General features: G+C 42.6%; 16 protein-coding genes, 2 tRNA genes and 1 pseudogene. 12 read left to right on the top strand and 7 right to left on the bottom strand.

Annotated features, from left to right (window positions below; all coding sequences use genetic code 11):
* Window positions 1–4 precede the first annotated feature (4 nt).
* Window positions 5–520: a M48 family metallopeptidase gene (locus DXB00_RS03855; RefSeq protein ID WP_118729447.1), complete on the bottom strand. Its 516-nt coding sequence runs from the start codon at window positions 518–520 to the stop codon at window positions 5–7.
* A gap of 1 nt (window position 521) precedes the next feature.
* Window positions 522–1,391: a DMT family transporter gene (locus DXB00_RS03850; RefSeq protein ID WP_256372134.1), complete on the bottom strand. Its 870-nt coding sequence runs from the start codon at window positions 1,389–1,391 to the stop codon at window positions 522–524.
* A 202-nt stretch (window positions 1,392–1,593) separates the two neighbouring features.
* Between DXB00_RS03850 and DXB00_RS03845 the strand changes: the two genes are divergently transcribed.
* Together DXB00_RS03845 and DXB00_RS03840 are read left to right on the top strand one after the other, a co-directional pair.
* Window positions 1,594–1,678: transfer RNA gene (locus DXB00_RS03845), tRNA-Leu, on the top strand.
* 22 nt (window positions 1,679–1,700) lie between these two features.
* Window positions 1,701–1,786, top strand: a tRNA-Leu gene (locus DXB00_RS03840).
* A gap of 164 nt (window positions 1,787–1,950) precedes the next feature.
* On the opposite strand, the gene DXB00_RS03835 is transcribed toward DXB00_RS03840, so the two are convergent.
* From DXB00_RS03835 to DXB00_RS03815, 5 genes are all read right to left on the bottom strand, one after another.
* Window positions 1,951–3,105, bottom strand: a complete 1,155-nt coding sequence (locus DXB00_RS03835) for a tyrosine-type recombinase/integrase (protein ID WP_119214554.1) — start codon at window positions 3,103–3,105, stop codon at window positions 1,951–1,953.
* 259 nt (window positions 3,106–3,364) lie between these two features.
* Window positions 3,365–4,069, bottom strand: coding sequence for a hypothetical protein (locus DXB00_RS03830; RefSeq protein ID WP_119214553.1), 705 nt, complete (start codon window positions 4,067–4,069; stop codon window positions 3,365–3,367).
* Window positions 4,070–4,089: 20 nt separating this feature from the next.
* Window positions 4,090–4,536, bottom strand: a complete 447-nt coding sequence (locus DXB00_RS03825) for a hypothetical protein (protein WP_147359184.1) — start codon at window positions 4,534–4,536, stop codon at window positions 4,090–4,092.
* Window positions 4,521–4,709: a hypothetical protein gene (locus DXB00_RS03820; RefSeq protein WP_119214551.1), complete on the bottom strand. Its 189-nt coding sequence runs from the start codon at window positions 4,707–4,709 to the stop codon at window positions 4,521–4,523. The genes DXB00_RS03825 and DXB00_RS03820 overlap by 16 nt, the downstream gene beginning before the upstream one ends.
* Before the next feature lie 74 nt (window positions 4,710–4,783).
* Window positions 4,784–5,287, bottom strand: coding sequence for a hypothetical protein (locus tag DXB00_RS03815; protein WP_119214550.1), 504 nt, complete (start codon window positions 5,285–5,287; stop codon window positions 4,784–4,786).
* Between the two features lie 381 nt (window positions 5,288–5,668).
* Between DXB00_RS03815 and DXB00_RS03810 the strand changes: the two genes are divergently transcribed.
* The 10 genes and pseudogenes from DXB00_RS03810 to DXB00_RS03770 form a co-directional block, all read left to right on the top strand.
* Entirely contained in the window at window positions 5,669–5,869 is a 201-nt protein-coding gene (locus tag DXB00_RS03810) for a hypothetical protein (protein ID WP_119214549.1), read from the top strand.
* 1,180 nt (window positions 5,870–7,049) lie between these two features.
* Window positions 7,050–7,679 carry a hypothetical protein gene (locus DXB00_RS03805; protein ID WP_119214548.1) on the top strand — a complete coding sequence of 210 codons (630 nt, stop codon included), beginning with the start codon at window positions 7,050–7,052 and terminating at the stop codon, window positions 7,677–7,679.
* A complete protein-coding gene (locus tag DXB00_RS03800) occupies window positions 7,676–7,969 on the top strand; it encodes a hypothetical protein (protein WP_119214547.1) in 294 nt (97 codons plus the stop codon). The genes DXB00_RS03805 and DXB00_RS03800 overlap by 4 nt, the downstream gene beginning before the upstream one ends.
* A 714-nt stretch (window positions 7,970–8,683) precedes the next feature.
* Complete coding sequence (gene tcmP, locus DXB00_RS03795; protein ID WP_119214546.1) at window positions 8,684–9,790, top strand: three-Cys-motif partner protein TcmP; 1,107 nt, start codon at window positions 8,684–8,686, stop codon at window positions 9,788–9,790.
* Window positions 9,791–9,794: 4 nt separating this feature from the next.
* Window positions 9,795–10,568: a radical SAM protein gene (locus DXB00_RS03790; RefSeq protein ID WP_119214545.1), complete on the top strand. Its 774-nt coding sequence runs from the start codon at window positions 9,795–9,797 to the stop codon at window positions 10,566–10,568.
* A gap of 425 nt (window positions 10,569–10,993) precedes the next feature.
* Window positions 10,994–11,209: a helix-turn-helix domain-containing protein gene (locus tag DXB00_RS03785; protein WP_119214544.1), complete on the top strand. Its 216-nt coding sequence runs from the start codon at window positions 10,994–10,996 to the stop codon at window positions 11,207–11,209.
* 1 nt (window position 11,210) lies between these two features.
* The gene (locus DXB00_RS03780; protein ID WP_119214543.1) at window positions 11,211–12,071 is read left to right on the top strand and encodes a DNA adenine methylase; all 861 of its coding nucleotides are present in this window, start codon (window positions 11,211–11,213) and stop codon (window positions 12,069–12,071) included.
* Complete coding sequence (locus tag DXB00_RS17645; protein ID WP_199697253.1) at window positions 12,071–13,120, top strand: AlwI family type II restriction endonuclease; 1,050 nt, start codon at window positions 12,071–12,073, stop codon at window positions 13,118–13,120. The genes DXB00_RS03780 and DXB00_RS17645 overlap by 1 nt, the downstream gene beginning before the upstream one ends.
* Window positions 13,117–13,761, top strand: coding sequence for an AlwI family type II restriction endonuclease (locus DXB00_RS17640; protein WP_199697251.1), 645 nt, complete (start codon window positions 13,117–13,119; stop codon window positions 13,759–13,761). Before DXB00_RS17645 ends, DXB00_RS17640 begins: the two co-directional genes overlap by 4 nt.
* Before the next feature lie 273 nt (window positions 13,762–14,034).
* Window positions 14,035–14,235: pseudogene (locus DXB00_RS03770) on the top strand (transposase); the annotation flags it as partial.
* Window positions 14,236–14,395 lie beyond the last annotated feature (160 nt).

Raw genomic sequence — 14,395 nt, 5'->3', positions numbered from 1 at the left:
GTTCTCATTCGCGCAGCATGGCACGCCGCGCACGATAATCGGGTAAATAGCGCTCCACCAGCGCCCAGAACTGCGGTCCATGGTTTTTATGTGCAATGTGCGCCAGTTCATGCACCACCACATAGTCGATAGCGGGTTTGGGATAGTCCATCAGCCGCCATGAGAAGCAAATACTGTTTTTGCCGCTGCACGAGCCGAACCGTGTTCTCGCTGAGGTGATCTTCAGTCCGGTCGGGTACAGGTTCATCAGTTTTGCGTAATACTGTACCTTGGGCGGTAGCTCTATTTTCGCTCGGCGGATAAGCTCAGCCTGCCCGGCCTCATCCGGCTCCGGATGTGCCGCACGGCGGGACTGCTGATCGGCAAGTGCGCGGACTATCCAGTCCGCATGCTCCGCGACAAACCGTTCAATGCGGTATTTTGCCAGCCGCAGCGGCGCACGAACGATTACACGGCCTTCGCGCGTTACCTGCACAGCAAGCGTCTTGCGTTTGGAGCGAACCAGCTCATATTCGATCATATCACTGTCCCTTGCGCTCCAGATTGCGGTTGTAGAAGAACACCGCGACCGAAATGCCGCAGATCAGCAGATAGCCGAGGACGCTCCAACCGTCCGGCAGTTGGCCGAACAGGAAAAAGCCGAGGACAGCCGAGAAGATGACCTGCGTATAGTCGAACACCGAAATCTCCTTGGCCGGTGCGTTGGCATACGCGAGCGTTACGCCGAACTGTCCCAAAGCGGCTGACGCACCTGCGCCGATCAGGCAGAAGAACTGTCCCCATGTCATTGGGTGGTAGTCCGTGATCATAAACGGCACGCATACCAGCGTGGAGAACATCGAGAAGAAGAACACGATGCGGGCGCTCTTTTCGCCCTTCCGGCTGAGTGCGCGTACACAGGTGTAGGCCGCGCCTGCACCCATGCCGCCCAGCAGGCCGATAATTGCCGGGAAGGTTGCCGAGGAAAAACCCGGCTTGATAATCAGCATGCTGCTGCCGAATGCCGCAAGCACCGCCGCGTACTGAAATACGCTGGCCCGCTCCTTCAGCAGAATGAGCGAAAAGATGATAGCGAAAAACGGCGACATTTTATTAAGAATGTTTGCATCTGCCAGTACAAGATGGTCAATAGCGTAGTAATTGCAGAAAATGCCGAGTGTGCCGCAGGTTGCGCGTATGATGAGCAGCGGCAGGTTGCCCTTTTCCCACTTAAAACCAACCTTTTCGCGGCACAGCACCACGGCGGCCACTGCCACCGCGACCAAGTTGCGGAAAAAGGTTTTCTGCGTGAACGGCAGATCACCCGCCAGACGTATGAATGCCGCCATCATCGCAAAACCGAACGCGGACATAATGATAAAACCGATTGCCTTACTTTTTTTAGAAAGCACTGAAGTCTTCCTCCTTTTTGTTGTGAATTTTCTGACTGCTTCTATTGTAACACACAAACTGTTCCGCGTGGCAGAGAAATCGTCTGTTTTTCGCGTTTTGAAATTTTTCAAAAAAATTTGAAAAAAGGTGTTGACATTTGGTGTCCACATGGATATAATAATTCTTGTCGCTGACAGTGAGGCGACTCGATGAGAACAGAATGCGAGTGTGCTGGAACTGGTAGACAGGCACGTTTGAGGGGCGTGTGTCGATCGACGTACGGGTTCAAGTCCCGTCACTCGCACCACCTTCTTTCAACAACAAAATATGCGGATGTGGCGGAATGGCAGACGCGCTAGCTTCAGGTGCTAGTGTTCGCAAGGACGTGGGGGTTCAAGTCCCCCCATCCGCACCAAGAATTGTGCTGAAATCTTTGGGTTTCAGCTCTTTTTCTATACTTTTTAGAGTATTTAGTTTTGTGATGTAATTTGTGAAAAACTGCTGTCTAATACCGGCGTCTAATACTTTGCACGACCTGTGTTTTCGCACTAAATTCTTTGCGGTAGCATTAGCATTGTATTAGACAAGTTTCAGCGCCTTTCCCATCGCGGCAGCGGTTTCCTTTTTCGCCTCCTCGTCAGTGTGCGTGTAAATGTTCAGCGTAGTCATTGCATCAGCGTGACCGAGAAATTCCTGAATCTGTTTAATGTTCACTCCCTGTGCCAGAAGCAGACTTCCTGTGGTATGACGCAAGTCGTGGAAACGGATTTCCGGCAGGTCATACTTCACCAGCAGCTTCTTGAAATTGCGGGAAACATAACCAGGCAGGATAATGCGTCCATCCGGCCAAACACACACGAAGTCGGAGTCGTGATACTTGTCCCCGTATTCGCGCTTATTTGCCTCCTGCTGCGCTTTCAAGCACTTGAAGTATCCAATCACATCGTCCATTACGCTGAGCATACGGTGGCTCGTAAACGACTTAGTGTGCTCGTCAATGAGCAGCGTACGCATTTGAGTAACCGTATTGGAAATCATAATCGTGTGGTTCTTGAAATTGATGTCCCTCCAACGCAGGCCCAGTGCTTCACTACGCCGCATACCAAACAGCAGGCCCAGCATAATAACCGGTTCCAGCACTTCACCATGGATAACTTCCAGCAGCTTGTTGGCCTGCTCGACCGTGTACGCCTGTCCCTTAAACCGGTCTGGGCGCTTCCGCCGCGGTATACGAGCACGGTCACAGGGATTGACTGAAATCGTTCCCTTGTCCAGCTCCCTTTCGAGAGTGCCACGAATAATGATATTGTGCTTTTTAATCGTTTCTACGGACAATCCCTCCTTCAATTTTGCCTTGTAATAGTCTTCAATATCATCTATCGTTATTTCCGTAACCAGCTTGTTTTTCTTCTCGAAAAACGGTATAATGTGTGTATTGAGATTCAAAGTGTACAATTCGTAGGTGTTCGTGCGGATTTCATACTTCTTATATTCAACCCAAGCTATCAATGCCTCAACAAATTTGAGTTTTGTGACAAGAAACGAAGTCGATTTCGCATTTTGCGCTTCTAATTCGGTCAAAATACGGTGCAGTGCTGCATTTGCTTTCGTCTGGTTACGACCTTTCTCCGAGATTCCTGTTGGAATCCACTTTTGATGAAGTTTTCCGTTTTCGTCCTTTTGGTAAACTACGACGTAATACTTACCGTGCTTTTTCTGTAAGCTTCCTTTCATCGAGCATCACCTCCCTTGCGGAGTGATAAAGATGCAAATTTGTTCATATAAAGTCATTTCCGTATGGAAAAGGGTTCGTGATTTATAATTCTGAGGTGCTATATTTCGTGCGTTGTTTTCAATTAAAATTCCATACTTGTAGAGTGTATTGAGGGATTTTGCCCTCGGATATATATAGTATGGTCGAAAGCCACCTTAAGAAGTGATTAGATAGAAACAGGAGCGCTGTTGCGCTCCTGTTTTCTTATGCCCTCACGCCTTAGAACGGTCTATATTCGTTCAGATTGCCCTCGAGATACATTCCCTTGAGCGTGTAATGCAGACGAAACAGCGCATCAATAAAGGCATCAGGGTGTGGATGACTGACCTTGTCTGCCATCTCGTCAATATCCTGCATCGGGCTAAGACACGGCGGGAAATTGCCGTCCAAGAGCGCGTGCAGGCAACACTCGGTATCACGATGGAGCGGCAGAGCGAGCTTTTGAAAATCCTGAACAGAAACGTGCTCAAACAGTTCTTTCAGCATGACAATCATGTGGTTCAAATCCTCCATCTTGTTTTCGCCGAGGATAATGTCCGGTGTCATGAAGAACAGCTTACCATCAAAGCAGTTCGCAAGGAACAGAACGCAGTTTGGAGCGCCATTGGGCCAAGGATACTGAAAAAACATGAACCAATCGAAAATGCGCTTTTCCTTTTCGGTCATCTGGCTTTCGAAATCCAGCAGATTGAACTCCAGTTCGTCCAAAGTCGTGCAATAATCCAGGTGGAAACGGTCCCCCAGTTCCCATGCAAGCTGCTGCACCCGAAGTACCAAATCTCCGGTGACGGCGAACCGTTCTGGCTCACCAAGGTTTTTCACTTCCTCGCGGAAGCGCATAACAGTTGTTTCTAATTCGGACTGTGGAACATCCAGCATATTTTCGAACAGGGACTGTACCGTTTCAATAGCAAAATCATTCATAATCGTAACCTCCAAGACCGTTAAAACAGTTTTCCGTCAGCGTAAATTTTCATCAGCAGATGGTGCAATCTGAACAATTCCTGCACCAAATCATTGTGCCGTCCGCGATAAAGGACTGCCATTTCGAGTTCATCAATGTGGGAAAGCGGGTCAAGTTCGCGCGATACACGACCGGTCAAAAGTGCATAAAGGTAACCCTCAATATTGCAGTGCATGGGTACGGCAATCTTCTGGAAGTCGGCAATCGTTAACGTGTGAAACAGGTGCATAAGCATCACGATGCCCTTGTTGACCTCTTCCGGCGTGTGGCGAGTAACAACTACATTCGGTGTGAGGAAGAACAGTTCATCCTTGAAGCAGTCAATCAGAAGCAAACGCGCTTCCGGCGCTCCATCACGCCACGGGTACATCAGAAAGTCGTAAATCTGAAAGGTGCGGCGGTCGCTCTCGTTCATACGTTCAACCATCGTTGCCAGCTGCAGTCACGGTCTGCCTTGTTGAAATACTCGATGCGCAGGTCGTTGGTGATGCGCTCGATTTCACAGCAGATGTCGTTTTCAAGTACGTCGGTCAGCTCTTTCAGCTCGGACTTGCTGAGTTCCATCGCATGGTTACGGAAGTGCTGAACGGTATCGTTCAAATAAACGGTGTCTCGGTCTGGATTTTACGAAAAGCATCCTGAAAAGTTGTAATGTTGTTCATAGAAAAACCTCCTCAATCAGCAAAAACAGCGAACTGGCGATAGAATTTCTCGTCAGCAGACAACTCAGCGATGATGTACGACAGAACTTCGTCTGCCTCACCACCGATGCCCTTGCTCCACTCGCGATAATCGTTCGAGCGCTGGTTGACAGCATAAGCGAAAACCTTGGTCGGCGCGACACCGGATGCCAGATCGTGCAGCGCGGCGTAGACCAGATGCACGAACCCAGACAGGCGCGGCATGGTTTCCAGCGTTTCGCGGAACAGCGGGTGGTTGGGGGGAACGATAACCACACGCAAACCGTTGCGGCTTACCAACTCGAACTCGGCTTTCGGGTCGATGCAGAGCAGCAGCACTGTGCCAATCGCTCCGTTGCCGAAATCCTTCTGCGTTTCAAGAATGCACGCTGTAAGCGGCTTCAAACGCCTCGGCAGGCGGTACGGGTAGACGATAACAGTCACCTGCTCTCCGGTCGTGGTTTTGCCAATTCCACCAACTAAATGCTGCGAATTCATAAAGAATCCTCCTTTGAAATTGTATTTGAAAACAAAACAGCGTGTAGGTGTGCCTACACGCTGTCTAACAATTTCGACTGGAGGAAAATCCGAGTTCGCTTGCAATATTGCCGAAAAAAAGGTATACTAATTCTGCGGTGCGGAGTTTTCCGTTGTGTAGGTGCTGTAGCCACCTGTGCAGGTACAAGAGAGCGCCAACTCTTTTGTACTGCCGCGTTATTTTATTTTCTGTAAACATTATAGCTATATGTATACATATATTCAAGCGCAATATTTCACAAAATCAAATCGAATAATTTGTACATTTTTATATGTATACACATATGCAAGAATTACAGCAATTATAGTATAATGAAAACACTTTCTCAAAGGAGAATAGCTATGGGGCTTACCGATGCACAAATTCGAGCAGCGAAAAAATATCAAAATAAGTTTGATGATATAAAGTTACGTGTTCCCAAAGGAGAGCGCGAAATGCTGCAAAAACACGCACAATCCAGAGGTGAATCGTTGAACGCTTTCCTTTATCGAGCTGCAAAAGAAACTGTTGCACGCGATAATACAGAAGAAAAAGAGCAATAAAATTAGGCGCAATGTTTTTTGAAATTTTCAAAGCTTATTGATTTTTCCAACGATTGTAGCAGCTACAATCATTGACAACAGAAAATTCCCATGTCATCCAGTTCTGATTTTAGCAATCTTTTATCAATTTTATTTTATATACTTATACGAAATTTATCATCTTCTCTTATATAATTTGACGACATTTTCTACACCTCAAAAATTACGAAAAACCGCATTTTTGCAACCAAACCCCGTATGTGATTTCGACCCTTGATTTTATGATTTCGGGAAAACCGTAATGATTACGGGGTCTGGACTGAAAAAATCGTATATTTTTCGATTTTGCGTCTTTTTCTCGTTTTTTGATGCAATGATTTTGATGTTTCTTATACGGTTTTTGTTCGATTTTTTCTGGTTACGGTTTTTTTCGCCTGTTTTCTGGCTGCAACTTTTTCGTTCTTTTCACTTTTACTGTAAATAATTTCATATTATACGCTAACAGCACCGAAATCTCCGGATTTTCGGTGCTGTTGTGTTTTTGACGACTATCAGTTCTCACATAATCTTTATTGTAGACAGTTATTGATGAAAAGGAGGCTTTGGTTGTTTCAAGTAATTGTTTCCGGCGGTTACGAAAACCGCACGATATGCACCTTGAAACAGCGTCCATGGTTGTGTTTTCGATGAAAAACGCAATCACAATCAAAGTTGGGACGTGTGCAATCGAAACGGAATTGGTGAACACCGGCGGCTCGGATGAGCGCACGGCATGACAAATATTTACTGTCGTTCACCAATCTACTGCTGCAATTATAGGTCGTAAATAACACATCGAACGCGAATGGCTTAAAGGTTATATTGCACGAAAAAGTGCAATATAACCGATTAAGCAGGTGCTCAATCGGTTTTTTCAAATATCACCAGAGCATCACTGGCTTTTCCACGGCAATGATTGTAGCCTCTCACGAATTTTTTCTTCATATAGATGTAGGGTTGTTCGAAAATTGATTTATTTCCCAACTAATTCGCCCACATAGGTTTATCATCTTTCCCACTGATTCAAATATCAGCGAACAAAAAAGATGTCTCTCGGGCGAGAGTTGAACGTCATGGCGGGTTGAAATTCCCGGTGCGGAGGCACAAAAATCATGGGATAACTATACCCATTTGCAAAGCAATTTTTGTATAGGAGGATTTTATGGGCAACAGGAATAACAACGGAAGCCTTTTTCATCAGCTTATCAACGCGCCGGAATTGATGGAGCGACAGGATTTATCTCAGCCGGTATCATTTCAAACGCGAGAGAATTATTGCAACTGGTGTCACAAGGCAGCTGCTGTTTTCAAGAGCTACGGTATCCAGAATTTAAGTGAAATCGGCAAGGACGAAATCCAGCGCTACGAGAACCAACTCGAAGCCGAGGGCAAATCCGCTTCAACAATTCACAATTATCTGGTGCCAATCTGCAAGGCCACAGGTATCGCAATCAAAGACATTCGTAAGCCAATTCGTGCTTCGAGTGAATTTAAGCGCAGCGCTGGCAAAGGCCGTGGTTACGGTGGTAAACCGGCGGAGTTGAACAAATATCTCGGTCTGCGCGAAGGCGATCTGAAACGGCTGCGCGGCGATTCGCTTATATACAAAAACGGGCATTGCTATGTCATTGTCGATAAGGGCAAGGGTGGCAAATATCAAGAACAGCGTGTCTGCGACAAAGATGTTGCAGATGTGCAGAAGTTTTTCGACGGCTCACATCGCAAGCTGTTTATCGCTGGGGATTTTGGCCGCAACTTCGACTATCATGCCAGCGTCGGGAGTACGCAATGAATATTTGTGCGTACTACACCGAGCAGGCCAAGGACCCAAAATTTCGCAAGGAGCTTTACAAAGAGATTGCGACGCAGTGGCATCAGCTCAACAAGAAGCATCGCGGGCACCTCGAGCCATTGAGTTCCTTCGACCAGCCATATGTCCTGCGTGGCAAGAACAAGGATTTAGCCATCAAGCAGGGGCGGCCGTGGATTCTCGACCGGCTGGCCTTGCGGGCCACGAGCGTTCTCCACCTCGCACATTGGCGAGATAATGTTACGGTGCAAAGCTATTTGGCGCGACGGTAATTGTTTTTCAGACCAGTTTACAGAAAAGGGTACACATAATTCTATACGCAGATTCTGTTACACATTGCTAATATAGAAACTATCCGTTATGCCTAAGCGAAAGGTATCCCTGTATAGTATTCGCGCACTACTTCTAGAAAATTTTCACACTATATAGTAGCGTTGGAAAAGTGAAGAAATCATAGAAACGGCAGCAGAAAGGTATGGAATGCGGCTTTCAACATTTAACTATCGAGCAGAAATTCACCCAAGCGCTAAATCAGCGTAAACAATACGCTTTTCCCAAAGGTGCGCTTGAAGGTCCTGCTTGTATAGATTAGCAGTATTTAGCGCATCGGCAATTTGAAATAAATACACGAACCACATCTATGATAAAGCTCCAACGCTAATCAGTGCAAATTCGAGCATTTTCTGAGTCTCCCCTTATAATTTACACACTTCTATGATATAATATTCAAGTCGAATTCTGAAACTATCTTTTTTAGATTTAAGCAAGTAAGATCCCAATGAAGGCGAATTACAAATTATGGTATTCACAGATGCAGATATATAAAAGAAGAACTTATTTGCTACAACTATCATCAGTTGGATCTTACGCAACTGTCCAAGGGAGAAACCGTGAACGTAGAAAATTCTATCTTGATGAAACTCTTCAAAGCATTGAACTGCATATCAGAGATAGCATGAACCTTATTCTGGAGGAGGAAAACGGTAATGAGCAGTAGTGTCACTATTATAGAGCATGCTAGTCCACATACGATTAAGAAGTTTGAATTAATCGAAAAGTATGTAGAGGCGTGGGCACATAAATTACTTCAAAATCCCTACTGCTCTGGACTTGTCTTTATTGACTGTATGTCTAACAGCGGAGAATATATTGATGATGACGGAAAGCAGGTGTTCGGTACACCAGTCCGTGTTGCCAAGTACCTTCGGAATGTTGCAGGGCAGTATCCGTATAAACAGATCGACCTGTTTTTTAGCGATCTGTATGCCGCTAGAACAGACCATTTAAAAAACTTAATGCCGAATGAAAGCCACAATTTTCATGTTCACATTACGACTGAAGATGGAAATGAACTGGCTGAGCGTTTAGGCCAAGCAATGTCTAGCAAGAAGCACTACCTCCTTGTTTACGATCCGTACGAGGCCACCATTAACTGGAATGCAATCACACCGTTCATCAATAACTGGAGTGAGGTTATCCTTAATCACATGGTTTCAGATTCTATGAGAGCCGTAAAGATGGTTAAAAAAGATAAGGCTCGAAATAAATACGAGCAGACATATTTGACAGATTTGGAAAACCTTATACCTTACGGAAGTGATAAAAAGGCATACGAGAAACGCATAGAGGACATCATTAAAGCCCTACATCATAATAACAGCTACCAGTACTATATTGCTGCTTTTCCATTCTTTAACGAGAAAAATGCAATTGTTTACAATCTGATTCATTGCACGAGCAACATTAAAGGATTCAGATTGTATAAACAGTCTGCGTGGCAGACTTTTGGTGGTAAATCGTCAACGAAGAATACGCATGGCTTAGAAAATCAATTGATGCTGGACTTTGAGAATATAAGCAGCCCCAAGACCCCTACCGATGAATTTTGTTTTTATGTAAAAGACATCGCCGAATACCTCCAAAAGTCTTTCAACGGAAAAACAAATATCCCGCTAAATGATGTATGGGCACTTCTCGACAGTCATCCGGTTTTTCCTTATGATGGATTTAGACCTCAGATAAAGAACGAGTTGAAACAAAACCACGGTGCCAGCGTAAGTCGAAGCACCATAAGTTTTGCTGATAGGAGCTGACCCAGTGAAAAAAGTAAAAGGTTACATCGAAAGAAAAACCATGCTCTACAAAACCAGTGTAGAGTATGGCGACTATACGATGAATCATATTCAAGGCTGCGCCCATGGCTGCAAATATCCCTGTTATGCTTTCATGATGAAGAAGCGTTTCGGGCAAATAAAATCCTATGAGGATTGGTTGGAGCCCTATTTAGTATCAAATACGCTTGAGTTGCTGGACAAGGAAATCCCTCGGTTAAAGAAGAAAATCAAATCTGTCCAGCTGTGTTTTTCAACAGACCCGTTTATGTACCAGTATCCTGAAATACAGAATATGAGTTTGGCATCGATCAAGAAGCTCAACAACTCAGGGATAAAGTGTTCTGTTCTTACAAAGGGGATTTTGCCAATTGAACTCGCAGAGCTCTCAAAGGACAACGAGTATGGTATCACCTTAATTACTACAAATGAAGAGTTTAGAAAATATATGGAGCCCGGCGCTGCATCTTTACAAGATCGGCTCAACGCATTAAGAGCTCTACATGATGCCGGATGCATTACATGGGTAAGCATTGAGCCTTTTCCTACTCCAAACATTGCCAAGCAAGATTTGTTGTCATTGCTGGAAGCAGTGAGCTTTGTTGACCGGATTATATTCGGCCGGATGAACTACAGCACCGAGGTTACTGCTTATACACAACATAAGCAGTTCTTCAACGACAGAGCTAAAGATGTAATAGCATTCTGTAATAAACATTATATCGATTACCACATCAAGAATGGAACGATAACTGAATAAATATGTACACAAAAGAACCTACCGTGTATTTGTAAGCTGCGAGAAATAACTAAACAAAAAACAATGCAATAAAGCGGTCCCTACACCTGTGGAGGAAAGTGTACATCGATCGCCAGATCGAGCGCGTAGGCAAAGCGGTCCCTACACTCGTGGAGGAAAGCTATAATATGCTGAGGTTTAGAAACCCCGGAACGCAGTATTTAACACAGATTTAAGTAATAAAGCAACTTCTACAATATACCACATGATCAAACAATAGCAGTTCTCTTTTGCGGTAAGTATTTAAAAAGCCATTAAATTGCAAATATAGTCAAAGAGTTTTCTCTTTGTAGCAATATCACAAACAGAATTGAGTAAAATCAATAAAACATTGAATAAACGCAATCTGCGTGGTATAATAAGAAAAACAAGTTGGAGGAGAGGTTATGGGAATAAGTTATAGACCATTGTGGATACAATTAGCGGATAAAGGGTTGCAGAAAACAGATGTTATTAAAAGAGCAAATTTGACCACAAATGTAATGGCAAGTATGGGAAAAAATCAAACTATTTCCTTTAAAAATTTAGAAAAAATATGTACTGCACTTGACTGTTCTCCCAATGATGTTTTCGAATTTGTAAACGAAGAGAGCGAGGGTTAAAATGAAACCCATAATCAAATATAGAGGTGGAAAATCGAAAGAAATCCCCCAAATATTGCCATATATACCTCAATTCACAGGTAGATATATAGAGCCTTTCTTCGGTGGCGGAGCATTGTTTTTTTACCTTGAACCGCATAACGCAATTATAAATGATATAAATTCTAATTTAATTACTTTCTATAAGGATGTAAAATGCAACTATCCTCAAATTAAAGAAGAATTGTCAGAAATAGAAACGATTTATAAAAAGAATAGGTCTGCTTTTGATAAAATTAAGGCATTGAAGCCTAATGATAGAGTAGATGATGCCAACGAGGAATTATATTACAAGATTAGAGATATGTACAACGGATTATCTGATAGATCGTTTTCCTTTGGCACAATATATTATTTCATCAACAAAACCGCCTATTCTGGAATGATACGATATAATTCAAATGGACATTTTAATGTCCCATATGGCAGATATAAAAATTTCAATACTTCGCTTTTAACAGAAGCACATCATAATTTATTAGAAAACACTGAAATATTTAATCGAAGTTATGAAGATATATTTGCAATTGCTGAAGAAAATGATTTTATCTTTTTAGACCCGCCATATGATTGCGTTTTTAGTGATTATGGCAACAAAAATATGAAAGATGGGTTCGGAGAGGAAAGACACAGAAAGTTAGCGGAAGATTTTAGGAATCTTAACTGTAAGGCTTTAATGGTTATCGGTAAAACACAATTAACTGAAGAACTTTATGGTGATTTGGTTGTTGCAGAGTATGAAAAATCTTATGCTGTAAATATAAGAAATCGCTTCAAATCAGAATCACAACACATTTTGGTTGCAAATTATGGGAGAAAATAATGGCAAGTTTGAATAATAGCAGAATGTTGTTCTTCACAACATCTCCGAGAACACCATTCAAAATGATACCTGAAATTGAATTGCTAGGCAACAATTTCAGTGGACAGAAATGGAGCAAGTACACACAAGTAAATTTTATTGAATTATTATCGCAAGAAGGTTTTTTTAACGGAAAAGGTTCAAAAAATAATTTGGATTTTAGTGCAAGAGATAGAATAAATCGTGCTCCAAAAGCGTTAGGATTTGTAAGTCTTAATCCAACAATTGAATTGACTGAGGTTGGAAAACTGTTTGTAACATCAAAACGAAAAGAAGAAATCCTGCTTAGGCAGTTGCTTAAATTTCAGTTTCCGTCTCCGTTTCATACTCAACCAACACAGGGAAATACGGACTTTTGGATTAAGCCATATTTAGAAATTCTTAGATTGATACATCACTTTGGAACATTGAGTTTTGATGAAGTAATGTTATTCGGTTTGCAAATGACTTCATATAAGATGTTCGATGACATAGTGAAAAAAGTTGAGGATTTTCGTATTGAAAAGATAAAATATCAGGGCAGATATAAGCAATTAAAGGCGAATATCCAAGAAGATATAATTCTGCAATTATTTGATGAAGAAATAAATAGTGGACAAATAAAGACACGAGAATCTAACGAAAAGTCAATAAAAAAGTTTGTTTCAACCAAATCCAGTAATATGCGGGATTATACTGATGCCTGTTTCCGCTATTTGCGTTCAACTGGAGTTGTTAATGTATCTCAAAGAGGTCGCTCTCTTTCGATTGTAGCCGAAAAAATGCCAGATGTTGAATTTATTCTGGCCACGGTTGACAGAAATCCTATTTTCATTAATGACGAAGAAAAGTATACGGAAATATTATATAATTCGGCGCTTCCAGCCTTGTATACTGATAATGAAGAAGTACTAATACAGAAATTAGCAGAATATACAAGTATACCGAGTTCGCAAATTCATAAGTTGTCTTTCAACGAAAAAAAGAGCGTTTATTCGAAGCTGTTGAAGATAAAAAACAAAGTATTTTGAATCAACAAATTGTTAATATCAAGAATTATAAACACTTTGATGATATTATGAATACATTTGATGATATAGAGAAAAAGAATGTTTTGGATATACCATTGATGTTAGAATGGAATACTTGGAGAGCAATGACAATGCTTGATGGTGGTTCTATAAAGGCTAATTTGAAATTTGATGATAATGGTGTGCCTATGTCAACAGCACAAGGAAATATGGCTGATATATTCTGCGATTACGAGGAATATGGATTGACGGTAGAAGTCACTACTGCCAGCGGACAAAAACAATATGAAATGGAATCGGAGCCTGTTTCTCGTCATTTAGCCAAATATAAAAAAGAAACAGGAAAAGATGCATATTGTTTATTCATAGCACCTAAAATCAACGCGGCTTGCATTGCACACTTCTTTATGTTACATAAAATGAATATCGCATTTTATGGTGGCAAATCAGTAATAGTTCCTGTTGATATAAATACATTCAAGAAAATGCTGACAGACTCATACAAAGCTACTTATCAGCCAAATCCAGCGCAAGTGAAATCGCTATTCGATTATTCATTGGAAGTTGCTGAAAAAGCTGATAATGAAGTAGAGTGGTATACAAAGATAACAGAAAAAGCACTAAATTGGCTTAGTGCATAATAATTTGGCAAAAGACGAGTGAAAAATCTCGTCTTTTTGTTCCCTAAAACGGAAATGGTTCATATTGTCAAGGTAATTCAGATAGCGTATAATTAAGTTCGCAAAAGCAAACAGAAAATAGACAAGCCATCAGGGCTCCTGTAAAATGATAGTTGTCGAAAAAATCATCATGTAAAGGAGAGACCCTAATGGCTCACAAAAAGAATACCACAAATCTGACAGAATTGCTACTGCAATGTGTGACGCAGCCAGATCCGATGTTGAGTATGCTGGACCAACAATGTGATCGAGCGGCTGAACCGGGAGATCCGCCGCAGTCCCCGCGTGGTGGAGACATTCCCCGATGACAACTCCGCCCTGATGCTGGTCTGCGCCCGACTTCGCCACATGGCAGGCACCCAGTGGGGCAACAAGAAATACATGAACATGGAGTACTTGGAGGCGGCTCTGTACGATGCCTCTATTGCCGGCTGACTTCACTCAGCCGGAGCCTGCAAACAAATTTGCGCATAAATCTTAACGGGACCGTAGCGTAAGTAATGATTGTCATAGTTGTCTAATATGTGTCTAATAGATTGTATTTTCGAGCAAAATTTTCCTTTGTCAAGCAGCTTTTCTACCAGAATATACCGAT

This window comes from Butyricicoccus sp. OF10-2 (assembly GCF_003481925.1).
Lineage (GTDB): Bacteria > Bacillota > Clostridia > Oscillospirales > Butyricicoccaceae > Agathobaculum > Agathobaculum butyriciproducens.
This window is presented reverse-complemented; position numbering and strand designations above follow the sequence as displayed.

Excerpts from the sequence above, each read along its gene's own strand:
- DXB00_RS03855 (WP_118729447.1), bottom strand. The coding sequence starts at position 520 with ATGATCGAATATGAGCTGGTTCGCTCCAAACGCAAGACGCTTGCTGTG.
- DXB00_RS03835 (WP_119214554.1), bottom strand. The coding sequence starts at position 3,105 with ATGAAAGGAAGCTTACAGAAAAAGCACGGTAAGTATTACGTCGTAGTT.
- DXB00_RS03830 (WP_119214553.1), bottom strand. The coding sequence starts at position 4,069 with ATGAATGATTTTGCTATTGAAACGGTACAGTCCCTGTTCGAAAATATG.
- DXB00_RS03825 (WP_147359184.1), bottom strand. The coding sequence starts at position 4,536 with ATGGTTGAACGTATGAACGAGAGCGACCGCCGCACCTTTCAGATTTAC.
- DXB00_RS03815 (WP_119214550.1), bottom strand. The coding sequence starts at position 5,287 with ATGAATTCGCAGCATTTAGTTGGTGGAATTGGCAAAACCACGACCGGA.
- DXB00_RS03810 (WP_119214549.1), top strand. The coding sequence starts at position 5,669 with ATGGGGCTTACCGATGCACAAATTCGAGCAGCGAAAAAATATCAAAAT.
- DXB00_RS03805 (WP_119214548.1), top strand. The coding sequence starts at position 7,050 with ATGGGCAACAGGAATAACAACGGAAGCCTTTTTCATCAGCTTATCAAC.
- DXB00_RS03800 (WP_119214547.1), top strand. The coding sequence starts at position 7,676 with ATGAATATTTGTGCGTACTACACCGAGCAGGCCAAGGACCCAAAATTT.
- tcmP (WP_119214546.1), top strand. The coding sequence starts at position 8,684 with ATGAGCAGTAGTGTCACTATTATAGAGCATGCTAGTCCACATACGATT.
- DXB00_RS03785 (WP_119214544.1), top strand. The coding sequence starts at position 10,994 with ATGGGAATAAGTTATAGACCATTGTGGATACAATTAGCGGATAAAGGG.
- DXB00_RS03780 (WP_119214543.1), top strand. The coding sequence starts at position 11,211 with ATGAAACCCATAATCAAATATAGAGGTGGAAAATCGAAAGAAATCCCC.
- DXB00_RS17645 (WP_199697253.1), top strand. The coding sequence starts at position 12,071 with ATGGCAAGTTTGAATAATAGCAGAATGTTGTTCTTCACAACATCTCCG.